The organism is Parafannyhessea sp. LCP19S3_B1 (assembly GCF_052121955.1).
GTDB lineage: Bacteria > Actinomycetota > Coriobacteriia > Coriobacteriales > Atopobiaceae > Parafannyhessea.
On sequence record NZ_JBQKDH010000007.1, the window covers coordinates 19,880 to 39,978 of the forward strand.

Annotated in this window: 33 protein-coding genes; all 33 read left to right on the forward strand. The window is 61.9% G+C overall.

Features of this window, described 5'->3' with window-relative positions; genetic code table 11:
* Positions 1–70: 70 nt before the first annotated feature.
* Entirely contained in the window at positions 71–439 is a 369-nt protein-coding gene (locus ACTQWE_RS04665) for an ArsR/SmtB family transcription factor (protein WP_170103922.1), read from the forward strand.
* Positions 440–804: 365 nt separating this feature from the next.
* Positions 805–1,179 carry a 30S ribosomal protein S12 gene (rpsL, locus tag ACTQWE_RS04670; protein WP_090845511.1) on the forward strand — a complete coding sequence of 125 codons (375 nt, stop codon included), beginning with the start codon at positions 805–807 and terminating at the stop codon, positions 1,177–1,179.
* A gap of 47 nt (positions 1,180–1,226) precedes the next feature.
* Positions 1,227–1,697, forward strand: a complete 471-nt coding sequence (rpsG, locus tag ACTQWE_RS04675; RefSeq protein ID WP_373577332.1) for a 30S ribosomal protein S7 — start codon at positions 1,227–1,229, stop codon at positions 1,695–1,697.
* A gap of 19 nt (positions 1,698–1,716) precedes the next feature.
* On the forward strand, positions 1,717–3,810 hold the full coding sequence (gene fusA / locus ACTQWE_RS04680) for an elongation factor G (protein ID WP_170103924.1): 2,094 nt from the start codon (positions 1,717–1,719) through the stop codon (positions 3,808–3,810).
* 50 nt (positions 3,811–3,860) lie between these two features.
* The gene (gene rpsJ, locus ACTQWE_RS04685) at positions 3,861–4,169 is read left to right on the forward strand and encodes a 30S ribosomal protein S10 (RefSeq protein ID WP_009278409.1); all 309 of its coding nucleotides are present in this window, start codon (positions 3,861–3,863) and stop codon (positions 4,167–4,169) included.
* A gap of 1,518 nt (positions 4,170–5,687) precedes the next feature.
* Entirely contained in the window at positions 5,688–6,308 is a 621-nt protein-coding gene (gene rplC, locus ACTQWE_RS04690; RefSeq protein WP_373577334.1) for a 50S ribosomal protein L3, read from the forward strand.
* A gap of 43 nt (positions 6,309–6,351) precedes the next feature.
* Positions 6,352–6,978 carry a 50S ribosomal protein L4 gene (gene rplD, locus ACTQWE_RS04695; RefSeq protein WP_090863623.1) on the forward strand — a complete coding sequence of 209 codons (627 nt, stop codon included), beginning with the start codon at positions 6,352–6,354 and terminating at the stop codon, positions 6,976–6,978.
* Positions 6,978–7,283: a 50S ribosomal protein L23 gene (rplW, locus tag ACTQWE_RS04700; protein WP_441921289.1), complete on the forward strand. Its 306-nt coding sequence runs from the start codon at positions 6,978–6,980 to the stop codon at positions 7,281–7,283. The genes rplD and rplW overlap by 1 nt, the downstream gene beginning before the upstream one ends.
* A gap of 136 nt (positions 7,284–7,419) precedes the next feature.
* Positions 7,420–8,256, forward strand: coding sequence for a 50S ribosomal protein L2 (gene rplB, locus ACTQWE_RS04705; RefSeq protein ID WP_170103928.1), 837 nt, complete (start codon positions 7,420–7,422; stop codon positions 8,254–8,256).
* A gap of 30 nt (positions 8,257–8,286) precedes the next feature.
* Positions 8,287–8,547 carry a 30S ribosomal protein S19 gene (gene rpsS, locus ACTQWE_RS04710; protein WP_090845525.1) on the forward strand — a complete coding sequence of 87 codons (261 nt, stop codon included), beginning with the start codon at positions 8,287–8,289 and terminating at the stop codon, positions 8,545–8,547.
* A gap of 17 nt (positions 8,548–8,564) precedes the next feature.
* Complete coding sequence (rplV, locus tag ACTQWE_RS04715; protein ID WP_170103929.1) at positions 8,565–8,918, forward strand: 50S ribosomal protein L22; 354 nt, start codon at positions 8,565–8,567, stop codon at positions 8,916–8,918.
* Between the two features lie 7 nt (positions 8,919–8,925).
* Positions 8,926–9,636 carry a 30S ribosomal protein S3 gene (gene rpsC, locus ACTQWE_RS04720; protein ID WP_090845529.1) on the forward strand — a complete coding sequence of 237 codons (711 nt, stop codon included), beginning with the start codon at positions 8,926–8,928 and terminating at the stop codon, positions 9,634–9,636.
* Positions 9,636–10,061 carry a 50S ribosomal protein L16 gene (gene rplP, locus ACTQWE_RS04725; RefSeq protein WP_170103930.1) on the forward strand — a complete coding sequence of 142 codons (426 nt, stop codon included), beginning with the start codon at positions 9,636–9,638 and terminating at the stop codon, positions 10,059–10,061. The genes rpsC and rplP overlap by 1 nt, the downstream gene beginning before the upstream one ends.
* Before the next feature lie 5 nt (positions 10,062–10,066).
* Entirely contained in the window at positions 10,067–10,282 is a 216-nt protein-coding gene (rpmC, locus tag ACTQWE_RS04730) for a 50S ribosomal protein L29 (protein ID WP_090845533.1), read from the forward strand.
* Positions 10,283–10,298: 16 nt separating this feature from the next.
* Positions 10,299–10,565: a 30S ribosomal protein S17 gene (rpsQ, locus tag ACTQWE_RS04735; RefSeq protein WP_090845535.1), complete on the forward strand. Its 267-nt coding sequence runs from the start codon at positions 10,299–10,301 to the stop codon at positions 10,563–10,565.
* 75 nt (positions 10,566–10,640) lie between these two features.
* The gene (gene rplN / locus ACTQWE_RS04740) at positions 10,641–11,009 is read left to right on the forward strand and encodes a 50S ribosomal protein L14 (protein ID WP_090845537.1); all 369 of its coding nucleotides are present in this window, start codon (positions 10,641–10,643) and stop codon (positions 11,007–11,009) included.
* Between the two features lie 14 nt (positions 11,010–11,023).
* The gene (gene rplX, locus ACTQWE_RS04745; protein WP_090863621.1) at positions 11,024–11,338 is read left to right on the forward strand and encodes a 50S ribosomal protein L24; all 315 of its coding nucleotides are present in this window, start codon (positions 11,024–11,026) and stop codon (positions 11,336–11,338) included.
* A 331-nt stretch (positions 11,339–11,669) separates the two neighbouring features.
* Entirely contained in the window at positions 11,670–12,227 is a 558-nt protein-coding gene (rplE, locus tag ACTQWE_RS04750; RefSeq protein ID WP_206109813.1) for a 50S ribosomal protein L5, read from the forward strand.
* Positions 12,228–12,287: 60 nt separating this feature from the next.
* On the forward strand, positions 12,288–12,473 hold the full coding sequence (locus tag ACTQWE_RS04755; RefSeq protein WP_090847706.1) for a type Z 30S ribosomal protein S14: 186 nt from the start codon (positions 12,288–12,290) through the stop codon (positions 12,471–12,473).
* Positions 12,474–12,560: 87 nt separating this feature from the next.
* A complete protein-coding gene (gene rpsH, locus ACTQWE_RS04760) occupies positions 12,561–12,959 on the forward strand; it encodes a 30S ribosomal protein S8 (protein WP_170103932.1) in 399 nt (132 codons plus the stop codon).
* Between the two features lie 30 nt (positions 12,960–12,989).
* Entirely contained in the window at positions 12,990–13,526 is a 537-nt protein-coding gene (gene rplF / locus ACTQWE_RS04765) for a 50S ribosomal protein L6 (protein WP_170103933.1), read from the forward strand.
* 62 nt (positions 13,527–13,588) lie between these two features.
* Positions 13,589–13,957: a 50S ribosomal protein L18 gene (rplR, locus tag ACTQWE_RS04770; protein ID WP_154541525.1), complete on the forward strand. Its 369-nt coding sequence runs from the start codon at positions 13,589–13,591 to the stop codon at positions 13,955–13,957.
* 11 nt (positions 13,958–13,968) lie between these two features.
* A complete protein-coding gene (rpsE, locus tag ACTQWE_RS04775; protein ID WP_170103934.1) occupies positions 13,969–14,490 on the forward strand; it encodes a 30S ribosomal protein S5 in 522 nt (173 codons plus the stop codon).
* 2 nt (positions 14,491–14,492) lie between these two features.
* Positions 14,493–14,684, forward strand: a complete 192-nt coding sequence (gene rpmD / locus ACTQWE_RS04780) for a 50S ribosomal protein L30 (RefSeq protein ID WP_170103935.1) — start codon at positions 14,493–14,495, stop codon at positions 14,682–14,684.
* A gap of 12 nt (positions 14,685–14,696) precedes the next feature.
* Entirely contained in the window at positions 14,697–15,146 is a 450-nt protein-coding gene (rplO, locus tag ACTQWE_RS04785) for a 50S ribosomal protein L15 (RefSeq protein WP_090847718.1), read from the forward strand.
* Positions 15,140–16,420, forward strand: a complete 1,281-nt coding sequence (gene secY / locus ACTQWE_RS04790; RefSeq protein ID WP_170103936.1) for a preprotein translocase subunit SecY — start codon at positions 15,140–15,142, stop codon at positions 16,418–16,420. The genes rplO and secY overlap by 7 nt, the downstream gene beginning before the upstream one ends.
* Positions 16,421–16,633: 213 nt before the next feature.
* On the forward strand, positions 16,634–17,260 hold the full coding sequence (locus ACTQWE_RS04795) for an adenylate kinase (RefSeq protein WP_170103937.1): 627 nt from the start codon (positions 16,634–16,636) through the stop codon (positions 17,258–17,260).
* Positions 17,257–18,060: a type I methionyl aminopeptidase gene (gene map, locus ACTQWE_RS04800; protein ID WP_170103938.1), complete on the forward strand. Its 804-nt coding sequence runs from the start codon at positions 17,257–17,259 to the stop codon at positions 18,058–18,060. Before ACTQWE_RS04795 ends, map begins: the two co-directional genes overlap by 4 nt.
* A 135-nt stretch (positions 18,061–18,195) precedes the next feature.
* On the forward strand, positions 18,196–18,414 hold the full coding sequence (gene infA, locus ACTQWE_RS04805) for a translation initiation factor IF-1 (RefSeq protein WP_170103939.1): 219 nt from the start codon (positions 18,196–18,198) through the stop codon (positions 18,412–18,414).
* 144 nt (positions 18,415–18,558) lie between these two features.
* Positions 18,559–18,672, forward strand: coding sequence for a 50S ribosomal protein L36 (gene rpmJ / locus ACTQWE_RS04810; protein ID WP_013252436.1), 114 nt, complete (start codon positions 18,559–18,561; stop codon positions 18,670–18,672).
* 15 nt (positions 18,673–18,687) lie between these two features.
* Positions 18,688–19,059 carry a 30S ribosomal protein S13 gene (rpsM, locus tag ACTQWE_RS04815; protein ID WP_090847728.1) on the forward strand — a complete coding sequence of 124 codons (372 nt, stop codon included), beginning with the start codon at positions 18,688–18,690 and terminating at the stop codon, positions 19,057–19,059.
* A gap of 11 nt (positions 19,060–19,070) precedes the next feature.
* Positions 19,071–19,475, forward strand: coding sequence for a 30S ribosomal protein S11 (gene rpsK / locus ACTQWE_RS04820; protein ID WP_090847730.1), 405 nt, complete (start codon positions 19,071–19,073; stop codon positions 19,473–19,475).
* 18 nt (positions 19,476–19,493) lie between these two features.
* Positions 19,494–20,090, forward strand: coding sequence for a 30S ribosomal protein S4 (gene rpsD / locus ACTQWE_RS04825; RefSeq protein WP_090863611.1), 597 nt, complete (start codon positions 19,494–19,496; stop codon positions 20,088–20,090).
* Positions 20,091–20,099: the final 9 nt, after the last annotated feature.

A 20,099-nucleotide genomic window follows, 5' to 3' on the forward strand; every position in this document is an offset into this window, starting at 1 on the left:
CCGACAGGCGTGGCCCGCCCAGAGGGGGCGGCCGCGCGGCGACGCCCGCGGGCAAGCCGAAAGGAGCCGCATGGCAGAGTCTCACGTGACGACAGACTGCGGGTGCAAGATCGCGGACGACGACACCCTGCGTGCGCACCTCGCCAACGACGACGTGGTCTACAGCGCGACGCAGATCTTCGACGCGCTTTCCGATTCCACGCGCTTCCAGATACTGGGCGTGCTCGTCCTGGGCGAGAAGAGCGTATCCGACCTGCAGGAAGTCTGCCATGTGTCCCAATCCGCCATTTCGCACCAGCTTAGGCTCCTGCGCGACCGCGGCCTTGTGAACGCGCGCCGCGACGGGCAGCGCATGATCTACTCGCTTGCGGACGAGCACGTGGAGCAGCTGCTGCGCGTGGGCCTGTCGCATGCAGCGGAGGACGCGCGGCCTGAGTAGGGCGGCGGCGCTTGTCGCCGTGTGGCCGCGCTGCCGGCGCGGTCGTGTACGGAAGGGACTGCCACGGGCGAGAGGCGCGGTTCTTCTCGTCCGCCCTGCGCTGTCGCCACGAGCGAATGTGCACGGAGCGTGAAAAAGGGATACGCCCGGCACCGTGGCGTTTTGACATCTGCTGTTCAAGAGATTAAAGTTCACCATTGCGTCAAATTGCGCTAGGAGTCTGTCTGTATCCGCTGCAGGGTGGCCTTCCAGGGCAAAGTCGCAGGTATCTGTCCCCAACAATCCGAGGTAACGGTGCTGCGTTGCCTCTGATACATAGGTGCTCGCGCACCAAATTCCGTTTGATCCTATTAAGGAGAGAAGCTTTGCCTACTATCAACCAGCTCGTCCGTCAGGGTCGCGTCTCGCACAAGGCCAAGTCCAAGAACGCCGCCCTCCAGCACAACCCCCAGAAGCGTGGCGTCTGCACCCGCGTGTTCACCACGACCCCCAAGAAGCCTAACTCCGCGCTTCGTAAGGTCGCGCGTGTCCGCCTGGTCAACGGCATCGAGGTCACCGCTTACATCCCGGGCGAGGGTCACAACCTGCAGGAGCACTCCATCGTCCTGATCCGTGGCGGCCGTGTTCGCGACCTGCCTGGTGTCCGTTACAAGATTATCCGCGGCGCCTATGACTGCGCGGCAGTTCAGGACCGCAAGAAGGCTCGTTCCCGCTACGGCGCGAAGCGCCCCAAGAACTAGCCGCAAGGTCCCATCTGAATTAGCTACGAGTTTTTAGGAGATACAACATGCCGCGTCGTGCAGCAGCAGTCCGTCGTGAGGTCCAGCCGGACGCCGTTTACAACAACCGTCTCGTGACCCAGCTCATCAACAAGGTCCTCCTGGATGGCAAGAAGGCCACCGCCGAGCGCATCGTCTACGGTGCCTTCGACATGGTCAAGGAGAAGACCGACAGCGATCCTCTGGCCACCTTCAAGAAGGCCATGGACAACGTCCGCCCGACCCTCGAGGTCAAGCCCAAGCGCGTTGGTGGCGCCACCTACCAGGTTCCTATGGAGGTCAACTCCCGTCGCGCGACGACCCTCGCCATCCGCTGGATCGTCAACTTCAGCCGCGCCCGCAAGGAGAAGACCATGGCGGAGCGCCTCGCCAACGAGATCATGGATGCGGCCAACGGCGTTGGCGCTTCCGTGAAGCGTCGTGAGGACCTCTTCAAGATGGCCGAGGCCAACCGCGCGTTCTCGCACTATCGCTTCTAGTCCAGGGGAGTAGCGACACATGGCAAAAGTTAAGTACAAGCTCGAAGACCTTCGTAACATCGGCATCATGGCCCACATCGATGCCGGTAAGACGACTACCACCGAGCGAATCCTGTACTACACCGGCAAGACCCACAAGATCGGCGAGGTCCACGACGGTGCAGCCACCATGGACTGGATGGTTCAGGAGCAGGAGCGTGGCGTGACCATCACCTCCGCCGCGACCACTTGCTTCTGGAAGGACCACGTCATCCAGATCATCGACACCCCGGGTCACGTTGACTTCACTGCAGAGGTCGAGCGCTGCCTGCGCGTCCTCGACGGTGCCGTCGCGGTCTTCGACGCCGTCGCCGGCGTCCAGCCGCAGTCCGAGACCGTCTGGCGTCAGGCTGCCAACTACAACGTCCCGCGCATCGCCTTCATCAACAAGTACGACCGCGTCGGCGCCGACTTCTTCCACGCCATCGACACCATGAAGGACCGCCTTGGCGCCAACGCCGTGGCTGCGCAGGTCCCCATGGGCTCCGAGTCCAACTTCTGGGGTCTCATCGACCTCGTCACCAACACCGCTTGGGACTTCAAGGAAGACGCAAAGGGCATGATCTACCCCGAGCCCATGGACGAGATTCCTGACGAGTTCAAGGACGTCGCAGCCGAGAAGCGCGAGGAGCTCCTGGACGCAGCCTCCAACTACGACGACGACCTGATGGAGAAGATCCTCATGGAGGAGGAGATTCCCGTCGATCAGCTGAAGGCCGCCATCCGCAAGGGTGTCATCGCCAACGAGCTCAACCCCGTCTTCGTGGGCTCCGCCTACAAGAACAAGGGCATCCAGGAGCTGCTGGACGCCGTCGTCGACTACCTGCCGAGCCCGCTCGACGTCAAGGAGATCGACGGCAAGAACCTCGAGGGCGAGGACGAGGTCCGTCACGCGGACTTCAAGGAGCCCTTCTCGGCCCTTGCCTTCAAGATCATGACCGACCCCTTCGTCGGCAAGCTCACCTACATCCGCGTGTACTCCGGTCAGGCGGAGGCGGGCAGCTACGTCTACAACTCCGTCAAGGACAACCGCGAGCGCCTTGGCCGCATCCTCGAGATGAACGCGAACGACCGTGTCGACCGTGAGGAGTGCTCCGCCGGTGACATCGTCGCCTGCGTCGGCCTGAAGAACACCTCCACCGGCGACACCCTCTGCGACGAGAAGCACCCCATCGTGCTCGAGTCCATCGACTTCGCCGACCCCGTCATCGACGTCGCCGTCGAGCCGAAGTCCAAGGCCGAGCAGGACAAGATGTCCGTTGGCCTTGCTAAGCTCGCCGAGGAGGACCCGACCTTCCGCGTCCACACCGACCACGAGACCGGCCAGACCATCATCGCCGGCATGGGCGAGCTGCACCTCGAGATCATCGTCGACCGCCTGCGTCGCGAGTTCCACGTCGACTGCAACGTCGGTAAGCCGCAGGTTGCCTACCGCGAGACCGCCGGTCACGCCGTCCAGCACGTCCAGGGCAAGTTCGTCCGTCAGTCCGGCGGCCGCGGCCAGTACGGCGACGCCATCATCGACCTCGAGCCGATGGAGCCGGGCTTTGGCTACGAGTTCGTCGACGGTACCGTCGGTGGCTCCGTCCCCAAGGAGTACATCCCCTCTGTCGACAAGGGCATCCAGGAGGCGCTGGAGTCCGGCGTCATCGCGGGCTACCCCGTCCAGGACATCAAGGTCACCCTGGTCGACGGCTCCTACCACGAGGTCGACTCCTCCGAGGCGGCCTTCAAGATCGCCGGCTCCATGGCGATCAAGAACGCCCTTCAGCAGTCCGACCCCGTTCTTCTCGAGCCCGTCGAGGAGGTTACCGTCGAGACGCCCGAGCAGTACATGGGCGACGTCATGGGCAACCTCTCCGGCCGTCGCGGCAAGATCGAGGGCATGGAGGACCGTGCCAACACCAAGCTCATCCGCGCCAAGGTGCCCCTGGGCGAGATGTTTGGTTATGCAACCGACCTGCGCTCCCAGACGCAGGGCCGCGCGTCCTACACCATGCAGTTCTCCAGCTACGAGCCCGTCCCGAAGAACATCAAGGACGAGATCGTCGCAAAGAGTGGCGTCAACGCCTAAGTTAAGTAGCCAACGGTAGCTCAGGCTGCCATTTGATGGAGGTATAAGAAGTGTCAAGCCAGAAGATCAGGATCCGCCTCAAGGGCTACGATCACGAGGTCGTTGACCAGTCCGCGAAGCTCATCGTCGACACCGCCCAGAAGACCGGTGCCCGCGTCTCTGGTCCTATCCCCCTGCCGACCGAGCGCAACCTCTACACGGTCATTCGCTCGCCGCACAAGGACAAGGACTCCCGCGAGGAGTTCGAGATGCGCACCCACAAGCGCCTCATCGACATCCTCGATCCCAGCTCCTCGACCGTCGATTCGCTCATGCGCCTCGACCTTCCCGCTGGCGTCGACATCGAGATCAAGCTCTAAGCGCTAGCGACTCGATACGCTGACAGGCCCCGTCACTCCTGTGAGTGGCGGGGCTTTCGCGTTCGTTGAGGCCGCTGCGAAGACGAAGGTTCCGGGCGTGAAGGCGCAAATGCTCAAGCGACGTCGTTTGAGCCCGGGCGGCGTCGTTTGGGGGGAAGTCGCCCCACCGCCCGAGGCTCGTGTCCACATCGGTAGCTATCCCAGCAGCTGCGCCCGTAGGTCGTCTGAACGTTGAGCGAACAATCCGGTGCGAAGCGGTGGCGTGACGCCGAGCGGGGGAGCGACCCGCTGCCTTACGATGTTGTCATACTCCATTGCAACCATCTCGGTAGGCCATGCCAGGTCAGCAAGCAGATATGGCGTTCGCAGGTAGCGCCCCCACGATTCCGCAAGGTCTATGCGATGGTTCGCGACGCACGTGGGAAGCCCATGGCCGCCAAGTCTTGCCGGGAGCGTGAGGAGAAGCGCAAGGGAGGTCTCCGCGGGCGACCTAAACCCCTCAACCGCGTACGACAGGGTCTTTCGTGCCCGGCAAGCCCCGCGGGCCCCGGCGCTCTTCGATAAGTACTGCGCCAGAAGACCCAGGCTGGTCAATGGCGGGCGCGCGGGGACGAATGCCCGCATTGGTTCAGAGAGTACCCTCCCGCGATTTCGCATGCATACGAGGCAAGCCTCGGCAAGGATAGAACTGTGGCCATCTGCAGATAGGTGAACTCTGGCGTGGAAAGCCTGACCGACGGCTCGATCGTGACGAACGATCGCTCGGGAATCTGGCGCATCCAGACGTGATTGCGAATCTGCTTGCCATAGAGCCGGTCGGAGTCTTTCTCCACAATGATGTCGACGGGCCTCGGAAGTGCGCGGAGCGCCGTCGTCGACAGTATTCCCTGCGAGAAGAGCGCGCGGTACGAATGGGGGAGGTTCACGGGACGAGAGTCCGCTATGCGAGGACGGCGCACATAGTCTCGTGCACGCGTGCTCCTCCAGAGCGACTGCGCCGAGCTGTGACAAATGTAGACGGGCATGCGCACCTCCGTTCGTCGCGGTTTTGACGGGATCGTTCGTAGTGGCGCCACATCATGCCACACGGCACTTGCAGAGACTTCGCATCCGTATTGCGCAAAACTTTCCGCATCGCGACAAGCGAGACATCTGGTGCCGCTGGCGATAAGCAAGACGGCTGGTGCCATGGCAACCGCTGCTTTCGTGCCAGCTATCGCGAATTCTCGGTGTTGCACCCGAGCGGCAGCCGACGCCATTCTCGCCTTCTGGCCTGCGATTTTTGCAGGGATTGTGGCGCAAAAAATGTGGATGCTTACCACGGTCCCGAGCGTGTACACTAGTCAGGCTGTGTTTTTATGGCTCATGCCGTCCAAATCGCTCGTCCCCGACCTGTGAGGGGGCGCCTGCCCGCGAGGCGGCGACATGTCCGCACGGCACTCGTTGGATGTGGTCCGCTGGGGAGAGTCGCAGGATGCGTCTCTAAGGTCCCATGACCACCGAAGGAAAGGACCAGGAATGGTCAACACTATCCTCGGCCGCAAGCTCGGGATGACGCAGGTGTGGGATGAGGACGACAACGTCGTGCCCGTCACCGTCGTCCTCGCTGGCCCCTGCACCGTCTCGCAGGTCAAGACGAAGGCAACTGACGGCTATGACGCCGTCCAGATTGGCTTCGGAGACATCTCCGCAAAGCACGTGAACAAGCCCATGGCCGGCCACTTTGCCGCCGCAGGCGTCGAGCCCATGCGCTACCTGCGCGAGGTTCGTGTCGCCGAGGGCGAGGAGCACGCCACTGGCGAGAAGGTCACCGTCGCCGACTTCGCAGACGTCCAGACCGTCGACGTCACCGGCACCTCCAAGGGCAAGGGCTTCCAGGGCACCATCAAGCGCTGGAACTTCTCCCGCGGCCCCATGGCCCACGGTTCCCGCAACCAGCGCGAGCCGGGCTCCATCGGCCAGTGCGCCTACCCCGCGCGCGTCCGCAAGGGCCTGCACATGGCTGGCCACATGGGCAACGAGCGTGTCACCGTCAAGAACCTGAAGCTCGTTCGTGTCGACGCCGAGCAGAACCTCATGCTCATCAAGGGCGCTGTCCCCGGCGGCAAGAACGCTCTCGTTTCGATCCGCATGGCCTAAGGGCCCGTTCGTAATCACACCCTAAGGCTAACAAGGAGGACTAATGTCCAAGATCGAAGTTAAGAACGTGGAGGGGAAGGCGGCCGGCGAGGTCGAGCTTTCCTCCGACGTCTTCGGCATTGAGCCGAACATCCCCGTGGTGCACCAGGTCGTCGTGGCCTACGAGGCCTCCCTGCGTCAGGGCACCCACTCCGTCAAGAACCGCCACGAGGTCTCCGGCGGCGGCGTCAAGCCTTGGCGCCAGAAGGGCACCGGTCGTGCCCGCCAGGGCTCCATCCGCGCTGGCCAGTGGGTCGGCGGCGGCGTCATCTTCGGGCCCCAGGTCCGCAGCCACGCCAAGCGCGCCAACAACAAGGAGAAGAAGCTCGCCATGCGCTCCGTGCTCTCCGGCAAGCTCGCTGACGGCGAGCTCGTGCTCGTGGACGAGCTGAAGTTCGAGGCCCCCAAGACCAAGCAGGCCGTCGCTCTTCTGAGCGCCCTTGCCCTCGACGGCAAGCGCGTGACCGTCGTCGTCGACGACGAGGACATCAACACCTACCTCGCCTTCAGGAACCTTCCGAAGGTCAACGTGATCGGTGTCTCCGAGTCCAACACCCGCAACCTGCTCGACAATGGCGCCCTCGTCATGTCCACCGCGGTTGCCAAGCAGCTCGAGGAGGTGCTCGCGTAATGAACTCCATCTATAACGTCATCATCCGCCCGGTCGTCTCCGAGCGTTCGTTCGACCTGATGTCCCAGGGCAAGTACACCTTCGAGGTTGCCGCCAAGGCTCCGAAGGAGGAGATTGCCGACGCAGTCGAGAAGCTCTTCAACGTTCACGTCCTCAAGGTCAACACCATGTGGGTGAAGCCGAAGAACAAGCGCGTCCGCTACGTCACCGGCAAGACCCGCACCTGGAAGAAGGCCGTCGTCACCGTCGCCGAGGGTGAGCAGATCGAGGTCTTCGCCAACCAGCAGGCATCTGCTGAGGAGTAAGTGGTTTTTCGCCCGCGCCTCCCAGGAGGCCGGGCTTTCATGCCGCGCATGATGGATACGCGCGGTACCGTGGTAATCCGGTGTCGGCGTGCCATTCCCGGGCACACCGGCCAACGGACAAGAAAGGGAAGCAGTAATGGCAGTTAGACATCTGAAGGCAACGAGCGCCGGCAGGCGTTGGCAGACCATCTCCGACTTCGCGGAGATCACTACCGACAAGCCCGAGAAGTCCCTCCTCGAGCCCCTGCCCAAGAAGGCCGGCCGCAACAACAACGGCCGCATCACCACCCGTCACCAGGGTGGCGGCGTGAAGCGCCAGTACCGCAAGATCGACTTCAAGCGTCAGAAGGACGACGTGCCGGCCAAGGTCGCGACCATCGAGTACGACCCGAACCGCACCGCGAACATCGCCCTGCTCCACTACGTCGACGGCGCCAAGGCCTACATCCTGGCCCCCGAGGGCCTGCACGTGGGCGACGTGGTCGTCTCTGGCACCAAGGACGTCGACATCAAGCCGGGTAACTGCACGGTTCTCTCCGAGATCCCCGTCGGTACCCTGCTGCACAACGTCGAGTTCCAGCCTGGCAAGGGCGCCGCGATGGCTCGTTCCGCCGGCACCTCCGTCCAGCTCATGGGTAAGGACAACGGCTATGCGGCGCTCCGCATGCCCTCCGGCGAGCTTCGCCGCGTCCTTCTCACCTGCCGTGCCACCATCGGCGTAGTGGGCAACGCCGAGCACGGCAACATCGTGATCGGCAAGGCCGGTCGTCACCGTCACATGAACGTGCGCCCGACCGTCCGTGGTACCGTCATGAACCCCGTCGACCACCCGCACGGCGGCGGCGAGGGCAAGAACCACACCTCCGGTCGTCCCTCCGTTACGCCTTGGGGCAAGCCGACCAAGGGCTTCAAGACCCGCGACCCGAAGAAGGCCTCGAACCGCCTCATCATCCGTCGTCGCAACAAGAAGTAACCGGAACACGAACATTAGGAGATTCCAAGAATGAGCAGAAGTCTCAAGAAGGGCCCGTTTGTGGAGACTCGCCTCCTTGCGCGTGTCGCCGCGATGAACGAGGCTGGCAAGAAGGAGGTCGTGAAGACCTGGTCGCGTTCCTCCACCATCTTCCCCGAGATGGTCGGTCACACGATCGCCGTCCACGACGGCCGCAAGCATGTCCCCGTATACGTTACCGAGTCCATGGTCGGTCACAAGCTGGGCGAGTTCGCCCCCACCCGCACCTTCCGTGGTCACAAGCAGGCTTAACAGGGGGTATGGAGTAAATGGCTAACAACAACGAGGTCAAGGCCACCGCTAAGTACGTGCGCATGGCGCCGCGCAAGGTGCGCATGGTCGTCGACCAGATTCGCAACAAGTCCGTGGAGCAGGCGCTCGAGCTTCTCCAGTTCTCGACCCGCGCGGCCGCTGAGCCCGTCGCGAAGGTTCTCCGCTCCGCGGTGGCCAACGCCGAGAACAACAACAACCTTCGTTCCGACAACCTCGTGATCAAGGCTGCCTACGTGGACGAGGGCCCGACCCTGAAGCGCATCCGCCCGCGTGCCAAGGGCTCCGCTTCGCGCATCAACAAGCGCACCAGCCACATCACCGTCGTCGTTGCACCTCGAAAGGAGGCGTAGGGGAAGTATGGGTCAGAAAGTACAGCCTACCGGCTTCCGTCTCGGCATCACCGAGGAGTGGCGTTCCCGTTGGTACGCCGATAAGAAGGACTACGCCAAGAACCTTGGCAACGATATGCAGATCCGCAAGTTCCTCGAGAAGAAGCTTGCGAGCGCAGCGCTGTCCCGCGTCGACATCGAGCGCGCCGGCGACAAGGTCAAGGTCATCATCTACACCGCCCGTCCGGGCATCGTGATCGGCAAGAAGGGCTCCGAGATCGACGCCCTGCGTGCCGAGCTCGAGAAGATGGCCGGCGTCTCCAAGGGCAACATCTCCGTCGACGTCATCGAGATCAAGCGTCCGGAGCTCGACGCCCAGCTGGTGGCCCAGTCCATCGCCGAGCAGCTCGAGGGCCGCATCGCCTTCCGTCGTGCCGTCCGCAAGGCCATCCAGTCCGCCCGCAAGGCCGGTGCCAAGGGCATCCGCATCCAGTGCTCCGGCCGCCTGAACGGCGCCGAGATGGGCCGCCGCGAGTGGTCCCGCGAGGGTCGCGTGCCTCTGCACACCCTGCGTGCCAAGATCGGCTTCGGCGAGGCTACTGCCCGCACCACCATGGGTGCCTGCGGCGTTAAGGTTTGGATCTATCTCGGCGAGAAGATGCCTGGTCAGCCTGCGCCCAACCCGGCGCTTGAGGGCTCCAGCCGTCCCCGTCGCCGTAACGAGAGGAGGGGTCGCTAATGCTGGCTCCTAAGCGAGTCCTTCACCGTAAGGTACAGCGCGGCTCCATGAAGGGTCAGGCCAAGGGCAACACCGAGCTGCACTTTGGCAAGTGGGGTCTTGTTGCGCTCGAGCGTCACTGGATCACCAACCGTCAGATCGAGGCCGGCCGTGTCGCCATCGTCCGTCGCATGAAGCGTGGCGGCAAGATGTGGATCACCATCTTCCCCGACAAGCCGATCTCCAAGAAGCCGGCCGAGACCCGCATGGGTAAGGGTAAGGGCAACCCCGAGGAGTGGGTGGCCGTTGTCAAGCCGGGTCGCGTCATGTACGAGATCGACGGCGTCGACGAGGCAACCGCAAAGGCTGCGCTCCGTCTTGCTCAGTACAAGATGCCGATCAAGACCAAGATCATCACCCGCGCCGAGCAGGACGTGGAGGAGTAGTCAACATGAAGTACAAGGATATTCGAGAGCTCTCCGACGAGGAGCTTGCTCAGAAGCTCGAGGATGGCCGCGCAGAGCTGTTCAACCTTCGCTTCCAGATGGCTACCAGCCAGCTGGACAACACGGCCCGCGTCAGCGTCGTCAAGCGTGACATTGCCCGCATCCAGACCGAGATGCGCGCTCGTCAGATCGCAGCGGACAACGCCGCTGCGCAGAACTAGTCGCAGGAGATAAGAAATGGCAGATACCGAAAGCAGGAACGCACGTAAGGTCCGCACCGGTGAGGTCATCTCCCTCTCTGGCGACAAGACCGTCACCGTTCAGATCACCTACCGTAAGCACCACCCCAAGTACGGCAAGATGATGACCATCAGCAAGAAGCTCCACTGCCATGACGAGAAGAACGAGTGTGGCCTTGGCGACACCGTCCGCGTCATGGAGACCCGTCCCATGTCCAAGACCAAGCGCTGGCGTGTCGTGGAGATCGTGGAGAAGGCAAAGTAACGATCGTATTCACCCCGTCCGACAATGTGCGCGCACAAGCGCGCACCTCTTGCGGGCAGGTATGGAGGAACAGCAATGATCCAAATGGAGACCATGCTCAACGTCGCTGACAACAGTGGCGCTAAGCGCGTGAAGTGCATCAAGGTCATGGGTGGCTCCAAGCGCCGTTATGCTGGCCTCGCCGACGTCATCATGTGCGCCGTGCAGGAGGCTACGCCGGGCGGTTCTGTGAAGAAGGGCGATATCGTTCGTTGCGTTGTCGTCCGCACCACCAAGGAGACCCGCCGCAAGGACGGCAGCTACATCAAGTTCGACCAGAACGCCTGCGTCCTGGTCAACAAGGATGGCGAGCCCAAGGGCACCCGTATCTTCGGGCCTGTGGCACGCGAGCTGCGCGATCACAAGTACATGAAGATCGTCTCGCTCGCACCCGAGACGCTGTAGGGGAGTGAGAACGAATGGCAAAGATGAACGTTAAGAAGGGCGACCAGGTCGAGGTCCTGTCCGGCAAGGACAAGGGCAAGCGCGGCGAGGTCATCGTGGCCCTTCCCTCTGAGGGCAAGGTTGTCGTTCGTGGCGTTGCAGTCGTGAAGAAGGCTCAGCGCCCGACCCAGGCCAACCAGCAGGGCGGCATCGTCGAGAAGGAGGCCGCGATCGACGTGTCCAACGTCGCCCTCGTGTGCCCCACCTGCGGCAAGGCCACTCGCGTCGGCCACGCCGAGGAGGACGGCAAGAAGGTTCGCGTCTGCAAGAAGTGCGGCGCCAAGTTCTAGTCCTTCTCGCCAAGCGCGATTTCAAGGGACCCGTCTTCGGACGGGTCCCTTTTCTTTGTGACAAACGACTCTACGGGCGCCCTTGCGAAATAGGGGAGAAGGGCGGCCGGTGTCAGTGGATGCCGCCTCTGAAATAGTGTCTGATATGCGGAGATTTGCCGCAGACCAGTTCGTGCTGGAAATTTACCTCTCGAACACGTAATATTTGACCTTGCGTCTCTATGAACGGGATAGGTATGTCTCGGGAACGGGCGCACGGCTCCTGGTCACAGGGACCAGGAGGTGCGAGGACCAACCCCGCACTTAAAACCCCATGAGTGAGGAGTGCCACATGGCAGACAAGTACGTTCCTCGTCTTAAGGAGATGTACGTCTCCGAGATTCGCGACGAGCTGCAGAAGAAGTTCCAGTACCAGAACGTCAACCAGATTCCGAAGATCGAGAAGATCGTCGTGAACATGGGCGTTGGTGAGGCCGCGACCGATTCCAAGGCCATCGAGGGTGCCGTTTCCGACCTTCGCGCCATCACCGGCCAGCAGCCCATGGTCACCCACGCCCGCAAGTCCATCGCAACCTTCCACCTGCGTGAGGGCCAGGCCATCGGCGCCAAGGTTACCCTGCGTGGCGACCGCATGTACGAGTTCCTGGACCGCCTGATCTGCATCGCGATCCCTCGCATCCGCGACTTCCGCGGCATCAGCAGCAAGTCCTTCGACGGCCACGGCAACTTCTCCATGGGCGTCACCGAGCAGCTGATCTTCCCCGAGATCGACTTCGACAAGATCGATCACACCCGCGGCATGGACATCACCATCGTGACCACCGCCCCGACTGACGAGGAGGGCAGGGCGCTCATCGCGGCCTTCCACTTCCCGTTCAAGAAGGACTAGTCAATATAGTTTGTCAAACACCCCGGCGGGGTGCCGGGGTCTCTTCCTGAAGGAGGATTTGTGGCTAAGACATCGATGATCGTCAAGGCGAACCGCGAGCCGAAGTTTTCGACGCGCAAGCAGAACCGTTGCCAGCGCTGTGGCCGACCCCACTCCGTCTATCGCAAGTTCGGTCTCTGCCGTGTCTGCTTCCGCGAGATGGCGAGCAAGGGCGAGCTCCCTGGCGTCACCAAGGCTTCTTGGTAGCAAAGGGCTCTGGCGTTTAGGCATCCTTGCTACGGGCTTGGATGAACCAGACGCGCAGTTTCATCACTAACGAAGGAGAAGGAATCAATGAAGGTTACTGATCCCATCGCAGACATGCTGACGCGCATCCGCAACGCTAACTCTGCCGGCAAGTCCGAGGTCTCCATGCCCTCGAGCAAGGTCCTGGTTGAGATCGCTCGCGTCATCTGCGAGGAGGGCTACATCAAGAGCTACGAGGTCGAGGACACCAAGCCTCAGAAGACCCTCCACATCACGCTCAAGTATGGCGCCCGTCACGCCAAGGTCATCCGCGGCATCCGTCGCATCTCCAAGCTTGGCCTTCGCATCTACACCACCGCAGCTGAGATGCCGCGTGTCCAGGGTGGTCTCGGCACTGCCGTCATCTCCACCTCCAAGGGCATGATGTGCGACCGCGATGCTCGCAAGCTCGGCATCGGCGGCGAGGTCATCTGCTACATCTGGTAACCAACGGACGAATCTAGATAGGAGGAGACAATGTCTCGTATTGGTAAGAAGCCTGTCACGGTTCCCGCTGGTGTTACTGTGACCATCGATGGCACCACCGTTTCGGTCAAGGGCGGCAAGGGCGAGCTCACTCGCACCTTCTCCGACCTGGTGACCATCGCTCAGGAGGGTTCCGAGGTTCTCGTTACCCGCAACGACGAGTCCACTGAGTCGAACGCTCAGCAGGGTCTCACCCGTACCCTCATCCACAACATGGTGATCGGCGTCTCCGAGGGCTTCTCTAAGAAGCTCGAGCTGACCGGCGTCGGCTACCGTGCCGCTCTCAAGGGCACTGGTCTCGACCTCTCCCTCGGCTACTCTCACCCCGTCCTCGTCGATGCCCCCGAGGGCATCTCCTTCGAGGTCCCCGACAACACCCACATCGTTGTCAAGGGCATCTCCAAGGAGCAGGTCGGACAGGTTGCCGCCGAGGTCCGCGCCAAGCGCCCGCCCGAGCCTTACAAGGGCAAGGGCATCCACTACGAAGGCGAGCACATTCGTAGGAAGCTCGGCAAGGCTGGTAAGTAGTCTTCGCTAGGCCATAGATAAGACCATCACCCCGTCAGGTGATGGCGATTGAAGGAGAAGGTATGAACAAGAACCAGGCTAAGCGTGCGAGCCTTCAGCGCCGTAAGCGCCGCGTTCGCGCCAAGGTTTTCGGCACCGCTGAGCGTCCTCGTCTGAGCGTCCACCGTACCAACGCTCACATCTACGCCCAGGTCATCGACGACCAGGATGGCAAGACCATCTGCTCCGCCTCTACCCTGAGCCCCGAGTTCAAGGAGACCGGCAAGATCGGCTCCAACAAGGAGGCTGCGGAGTTCGTCGGCAAGCTCATCGGGGAGCGCGCCGTCGCGAAGGGTGTTACCGAGGTCACGTTTGACCGCGGTGGCTTCATCTATCACGGCCGCGTCCAGGCTCTGGCAGACGGTGCCCGTGCCGCGGGCCTGAAGTTCTAGGAGGAATTTGAATGCCACGTGATCGTAAGCGCCAGAATGACTCCGATCTTCAGGAGCGCGTAGTCTACATCCACCGTGTTTCCAAGACCGTTAAGGGCGGCCACCGCATGTCGCTCGTCGCTCTCGTCGTCGTCGGTGACGGCAAGGGCAACATTGGCCTTGGCCAGGGTAAGTCCGCCGAGGTCCCTCTGGCAATCCAGAAGGGCGTCGAGGACGCAAAGAAGAACATGTTCAAGGTTCCCGTCACCGCCGGTGGCTCGATTCCTCACCCCGTCGACGGCCACTTCGGCGCCGGCCATGTTCTGATCAAGCCGGCTATCGAGGGTACCGGCGTCATCGCCGGCGGCCCCGTCCGTCCGCTCTTCGAGCTCGCTGGTATCACCAACGTGCTCTCCAAGTCGCTCGGTACCGACAACGCTCTCAACATCATCAAGGCTGCTGCAGAGGGCCTCAAGTCCCTCTCCAGCCCTGAGCAGGCTGCCGAGCGTCGTGGCCTTACCGTCAGCGAGATGTTCAACGGTAAGGAGGACTAACTATGGCAGACGAGAAGAAGCTCACTGTCAAGCTCGTCCACAGCGCCGTCGCGTCGGTCAAGAAGGACCAGACGAGGACTTGCTTCGCCATGGGTCTCCGCAAGATCGGCGACGTCGCCGTGCTGCCCGACAACCCGAGCGTTCGTGGAATGATCTTCAAGGTCAAGCACCTTGTTGAGGTTGAAGAGAACTAAGGAGTCAACCAAATGCAGCTCAATGATCTTCGCCCCGCGGAGGGCTCCAAGAAGTCCCGCAAGCGCATCGGCCGCGGCAACTCTTCTGGCCACGGCACCACCGCTGGTCGCGGCACCAATGGTCAGCTCTCCCGCTCCGGCGGCGGCAAGGGCGCTGGCTTCGAGGGTGGCCAGACCCAGCTCGCGATGCGCCTTCCGAAGCTTCCCGGCTTCGTGAACCACAACCGCGTCGAGTACGCTCCCGTGAACGTTGCTCGACTCGAGGCCCTCTTCGCCGACGGCGAGACCGTCGACGGCGAGTCCCTGATGGCCAAGGGCGTCATCAAGCACGACTACATCCCCGTCAAGGTCCTCGGCGACGGCGAGATTACCAAGAAGCTCACCGTCAAGGTCGACAAGGTCTCCGCTTCCGCCAAGGCCAAGATTGAGGCGGCTGGAGGAAAGGTCGAGCAGGCGTGCTAAAGGGAATCGCAAATGCGTTCCGCATTCCGGAGCTCAGGAAGAAGATTCTGATTACCATCGGGATCCTCGCCCTGTATCGCTTTGGTGCCTATCTGCCCGCCCCGGGCGTGCCCTTCGCGAGCATGCTCGAGGCGTTCCAGACGGCTGCCGCCGGTAGCGGTGCCATCGCGGTGCTCAACCTGTTCTCTGGTGGCGCCCTTTCCCGCGTCTCCGTCTTCAGCCTCGGAATCATGCCTTACATCACCGCGCAGATCATTCTGCAGATGTTCCAGGCTGTCATTCCCTCCCTTGGAGAGCTTGCGAAGGAGGGAGAGTCCGGTCAGCGCAAGATCACGCAGTATACGCGTTACCTTACGATTGGTCTCGCGCTCATCAACGCGATCGGTTACCTCTTCCTCTTTAAGAGCTACGGCATCGACTTCTCCCAGCTCGGGTTCCCCGAGTTCATCGAGGACATCGTGATCGTTGGCGTGCTTCTTACCGGCGCCATAATCATCATGTGGCTTGGCGAGGTCATCACGCAGCGTGGCATCGGCAACGGTATGTCGCTCATCATCTTCGCGAACATCATGGCCGGCCTCCCCTCTGCGTTGATCTCTTCGGTTAAGACCTCGAGCACGGGAGCTGTCATAACGCTGATTACCGTTCTCGTGATGATTGCGATCATCCCCGTGATCGTCTACATCGAGCGTGGTCAGCGTCGCATCCCGGTTCAGTATGCGAAGAGGGTCGTTGGCAGGAGGATTATGGGTGGACAGTCCACCTACCTGCCGATCAAGGTGAACACGGCAGGTGTCGTGCCCATCATCTTCGCGTCCGCGCTTCTTTACCTGCCGGCGCAGCTTGCGGTCTTCTTCCCCAACGTAGGGTGGATTCAGTTCGTTGCGAATGCGCTTGCCTCCGGCTGGGTGAACTGGGTGCTCTCCGTTCTTCTCATCGTGTTCTTTGCGTACTTCTACACCTCTATGGTGTTCAACCCCGACGAGACCGCCGACCAGCTTCGCAAGGCAGGCGGCTTCATCCCGGGAGTGCGCCCCGGCAACGCCACCGCCGAGTACATCAAGAGCGTGCTTGATCACATCACGCTCCCAGGTGCACTCTTCATGGCAGTGCTGGCCGTCGTTCCGTCCATCCTGTTCTCCATCACGGGCAACACCCTGATGCAGTCCTTTGGCGGAACTTCGGTTCTGATCATGGTCGGCGTGGCCATGGACACGATCTCTCAGCTCGAAAGCCAGCTGAAGATGCACAACTACGAGGGCTTCTTCAAATAGCCTTCGGACTGCGTAGAACGCGCAACCACACGAGGAGGGGGCCTTCGGGTCCCCTCCTCTTTTGCGTGTGGAGGCCGTGCAGGCTCTCCGTCTGCCAGAACGCGCGATCAATTCTCAAGTTGCAAGCTACGTGAGCCCTGCTTAGGGGCTAGACTAGGGTTGTTGGTGCGTCGAGAAAGGTACGGCGCAACGCTATGCGAAAGGTGGAAACCCATGAAGATCGTCCTTCTCGGCGCCCCTGGCGCTGGCAAGGGAACTCAGGCACAGAAGCTCGTCGCTGACTACGGCGTGGCCCACATCTCGACGGGCGACCTGCTTCGTGCGGCCGTCAAGGCCCAGTCCAAGCTCGGCGTAGAGGCCAAGGGGTACATGGACGCAGGCAAGCTCGTTCCCGATCAGCTGGTGATCGACCTGGTGAAGGAGCGTCTTGCGCAGGATGATGCACAGAAGGGCTTCATTCTCGACGGCTTCCCGCGCAACACGGCGCAGGCCGAGGTTCTGGACAAGGAGCTTGCCGGCATGGGCATCGCGCTTGACGCGGCGCTTCTTGTGGACGTGAAGGCCGACGTAATCATCAAGCGTCTGAGCTCTAGGCGCACGTGCCGTTCCTGCGGCTATACCGCCGGCGCCGGCGTGGACGTCTGCCCCCGCTGCGGTGGCGAGATGTACCAGCGCGACGATGACAAGCCAGAGACCATCAAGAAGCGCCTGGACACCTACGAGAGCCAGACCGCCCCGCTCGTTGGCTACTACCGCGAGCATGGCATCCTTAAGGAGGTTGACGGAGACCGTCCCGTCGACGAGGTATACGCCGACGTCAAGGTGCTCCTTGGCCTATGATCCACATCAAGTCCCAGCTGGACATGGACACGTACCGCGCGAGCGCAGGCGACCTCTCCAAGAGGGCGCTGCGCCTTGCGGGGTCCTTGGCCAAGCCGGGGACGAGCACGAAGCAGATTGACCAGGCGGTCGAGGGGTTCATAAGGCAGAACGGCGCCAAGCCCGGCTTCAAGGGCTATGGCGGCTTCCCGGGAAGCATCTGCGCCTCCATCAACGACGAGGTCGTGCATGGCATTCCGTCTCCTGAGGTGTTCCTTCGCGACGGCGACATCATTTCCGTGGACGTGGGCGCGAACAAGGCCGGCTGGGCCGGAGACAACGCGTGGACGTTCTACGTCGGCACGGTCTCGGACCAGGTGAAGGGGCTGTGCGAGTGCGCGCGGGACTGCCTCAAGGACGCAATAGAGCAGGCAGTGCCCGGCAATCGCCTTGGCGACGTTGGGTACGCAGTCCAGTCAAAGGCCGAGAAGAACGGCTACGGCGTGGTGCGCGACTACGTGGGTCACGGCGTGGGCCACTCGATGCATGAGGACCCGAACGTCCCGAACTACGGAAAGAAGGGCAGGGGGGTCCTGCTGCAGGTAGGCATGATGATCGCCATCGAGCCCATGCTCACGCTGGGGCTTGCGCAGACCCACGTACGACGGAACGGCTGGACCGTCGTGACCGACGACGGCCTGCCGGCCGCGCACTACGAGAACACGATCGGCATCACCAAGGATGGCCCCGTCATCCTGACCCAGGATTCGTTTGGCCCGTGGTGCCGCATGCAAGGCGGCAAAGTGGGTTCAGAGGAATAGGGGAGCACGGCGCCGGGCTCTTCTCGCCTGGCGATATGTGCACCAAAGATGAATCGATCAGTGCGTCGTGGACGTGCTGTGTTGATTTATGTATGATATTCAGTCGCTGTGATTCACAGGGAGAAAGTAGGCAAGGTGGCAAAGCAAGGCGGAATCGAGCTGGAAGGTAAGGTCATCGAACCCCTTCCCAACGCAATGTTCAACGTTGAGCTTGAGAACGGAAAGACGATCCTCTGCACCATCTCGGGCAAGATCAGGATGAACTACATCCGCATCCTGCCGGGAGACAAGGTCGTGGTGGAGATTTCCCCGTACGACCTCACGAGGGGTCGCATCACCTATCGCTACAAGTAGTCCTTGTGGACGTGCGTCCGCATGGGCGCATCCGGCCTTGGATATTCACGCCTGCGGCTGGGCGAGTACATAGAGGCGTCTTAGCACCACCTGAGGCGTCGAGCAACACCAGTTCGTGTTAGAACTACCGAAAGGAAACGCAAAATGAAGGTACGTCCTTCGGTCAAGAAGATGTGCGACAAGTGCAAGATCATTCGTCGCCATGGCAAGGTTTACGTGATCTGCGAGAACCCTCGCCACAAGCAGCGTCAGGGCTAAGAGAGGAGCTCGAAGTTGGCACGTATCAACGGCGTTGACCTTCCCCGCGAGAAGCGCGTTGAGGTTGGTCTTACGTATCTCTATGGCATCGGTCAGACCAGCGCTACCAAGATCTGCGCTGAGACTGGCGTGAATCCCGACACCCGCGTCAAGGACCTCACTGAGGACGACGTGACGAAGATTCGCGACTACATCGACGCGAACTTCACCACCGAGGGCGACCTCCGTCGCGAGGTTCGTCAGAACGTTGCCCGCCTGATGGAGATCGGCTGCTACCGCGGCCTCCGTCACCGCAAGGGCCTTCCTGTCCACGGCCAGCGCACCCACACCAACGCTCGCACCCGCAAGGGCAAGAAGCGTCAGATCGGTGCAAAGAAGCGCGGGTAGGGAGTAGATAAATGGCACAGAAGAAGAACCAGCGCGGCACCCAGCGCGTCCGTCGCGCCGACCGCAAGAACATCGCTGTGGGCCAGGCTCACATCAAGAGCACGTTCAACAACACGATCATCTCCATCACCGACCCCCAGGGCAACGTCATCGCCTGGCAGTCCGGTGGCACCGTCGGCTTCAAGGGCTCCCGCAAGTCCACCCCGTTTGCCGCCCAGGTCGCGGCTGAGGCCTGCGCCAAGGCAGCCATGGAGCACGGCCTTCACAGGGTCGCTGTGTTCGTGAAGGGTCCCGGCTCCGGCCGCGAGACCGCAATCCGTTCCCTCCAGGCCGCCGGCCTCGAGGTTTCGGGCATCCAGGACAAGACCCCCATTCCGCACAACGGTTGCCGTCCGTGCAAGCGTCGTCGCGTGTAGTAAGGAAGGACAGTAGCAATGGCAGTTGATAGGACCCCTGTCCTCAAGAGGTGCCGCCAGCTCGGCATCGAGCCCGTGACCATGGGCTACAACAAGAAGAGCAATCGTGGTGAGCACCAGCGTCGTCGTCGCCAGGAGAGCGAGTACGGCCAGCAGCTCCGCGAGAAGCAGAAGGCCAAGTTCATCTATGGCGTTCTGGAGAAGCAGTTCCGCGGCTACTACGACAAGGCCAAGAAGGTCGAGGGCATCACGGGCGACAACCTGATGACCATCCTCGAGTCCCGTCTTGACAACGTCATCTTCCGCCTTGGATTCGCTCGCACCCGCAAGGAGGCCCGTCAGACCGTCCGTCACGGCCACATCACCGTGAACGGCCACCGCGTCGACATCCCCTCCTACCAGGTGAAGGCCGGCGATGTCGTTGCCGTCGCCCCCAAGTACAAGGACCTTCTCCCCATCAAGGAGGCCCTGATCTCCTCCGAGCACGTCGCGGTTCCCGCGTGGCTCGAGGTGGACATCGAGAAGCTCCAGGGCACCGTCCTGCAGCTCCCCGTCCGCGACCAGATCGACCTTGACATTGACGCTCAGCTCATCGTCGAGCTCTACTCCAAGTAAGTCTGGACC

Coding starts and splice junctions, on each gene's coding strand:
- ACTQWE_RS04665 (WP_170103922.1), top strand. CDS start 71: ATGGCAGAGTCTCACGTGACGACAGACTGCGGGTGCAAGATCGCGGAC.
- rpsG (WP_373577332.1), top strand. CDS start 1,227: ATGCCGCGTCGTGCAGCAGCAGTCCGTCGTGAGGTCCAGCCGGACGCC.
- fusA (WP_170103924.1), top strand. CDS start 1,717: ATGGCAAAAGTTAAGTACAAGCTCGAAGACCTTCGTAACATCGGCATC.
- rplC (WP_373577334.1), top strand. CDS start 5,688: ATGGTCAACACTATCCTCGGCCGCAAGCTCGGGATGACGCAGGTGTGG.
- rplD (WP_090863623.1), top strand. CDS start 6,352: ATGTCCAAGATCGAAGTTAAGAACGTGGAGGGGAAGGCGGCCGGCGAG.
- rplW (WP_441921289.1), top strand. CDS start 6,978: ATGAACTCCATCTATAACGTCATCATCCGCCCGGTCGTCTCCGAGCGT.
- rplB (WP_170103928.1), top strand. CDS start 7,420: ATGGCAGTTAGACATCTGAAGGCAACGAGCGCCGGCAGGCGTTGGCAG.
- rpsS (WP_090845525.1), top strand. CDS start 8,287: ATGAGCAGAAGTCTCAAGAAGGGCCCGTTTGTGGAGACTCGCCTCCTT.
- rplV (WP_170103929.1), top strand. CDS start 8,565: ATGGCTAACAACAACGAGGTCAAGGCCACCGCTAAGTACGTGCGCATG.
- rpsC (WP_090845529.1), top strand. CDS start 8,926: ATGGGTCAGAAAGTACAGCCTACCGGCTTCCGTCTCGGCATCACCGAG.
- rplP (WP_170103930.1), top strand. CDS start 9,636: ATGCTGGCTCCTAAGCGAGTCCTTCACCGTAAGGTACAGCGCGGCTCC.
- rpmC (WP_090845533.1), top strand. CDS start 10,067: ATGAAGTACAAGGATATTCGAGAGCTCTCCGACGAGGAGCTTGCTCAG.
- rpsQ (WP_090845535.1), top strand. CDS start 10,299: ATGGCAGATACCGAAAGCAGGAACGCACGTAAGGTCCGCACCGGTGAG.
- rplN (WP_090845537.1), top strand. CDS start 10,641: ATGATCCAAATGGAGACCATGCTCAACGTCGCTGACAACAGTGGCGCT.
- rplX (WP_090863621.1), top strand. CDS start 11,024: ATGGCAAAGATGAACGTTAAGAAGGGCGACCAGGTCGAGGTCCTGTCC.
- rplE (WP_206109813.1), top strand. CDS start 11,670: ATGGCAGACAAGTACGTTCCTCGTCTTAAGGAGATGTACGTCTCCGAG.
- rpsH (WP_170103932.1), top strand. CDS start 12,561: ATGAAGGTTACTGATCCCATCGCAGACATGCTGACGCGCATCCGCAAC.
- rplF (WP_170103933.1), top strand. CDS start 12,990: ATGTCTCGTATTGGTAAGAAGCCTGTCACGGTTCCCGCTGGTGTTACT.
- rplR (WP_154541525.1), top strand. CDS start 13,589: ATGAACAAGAACCAGGCTAAGCGTGCGAGCCTTCAGCGCCGTAAGCGC.
- rpsE (WP_170103934.1), top strand. CDS start 13,969: ATGCCACGTGATCGTAAGCGCCAGAATGACTCCGATCTTCAGGAGCGC.
- rpmD (WP_170103935.1), top strand. CDS start 14,493: ATGGCAGACGAGAAGAAGCTCACTGTCAAGCTCGTCCACAGCGCCGTC.
- rplO (WP_090847718.1), top strand. CDS start 14,697: ATGCAGCTCAATGATCTTCGCCCCGCGGAGGGCTCCAAGAAGTCCCGC.
- ACTQWE_RS04795 (WP_170103937.1), top strand. CDS start 16,634: ATGAAGATCGTCCTTCTCGGCGCCCCTGGCGCTGGCAAGGGAACTCAG.
- map (WP_170103938.1), top strand. CDS start 17,257: ATGATCCACATCAAGTCCCAGCTGGACATGGACACGTACCGCGCGAGC.
- rpmJ (WP_013252436.1), top strand. CDS start 18,559: ATGAAGGTACGTCCTTCGGTCAAGAAGATGTGCGACAAGTGCAAGATC.
- rpsK (WP_090847730.1), top strand. CDS start 19,071: ATGGCACAGAAGAAGAACCAGCGCGGCACCCAGCGCGTCCGTCGCGCC.
- rpsD (WP_090863611.1), top strand. CDS start 19,494: ATGGCAGTTGATAGGACCCCTGTCCTCAAGAGGTGCCGCCAGCTCGGC.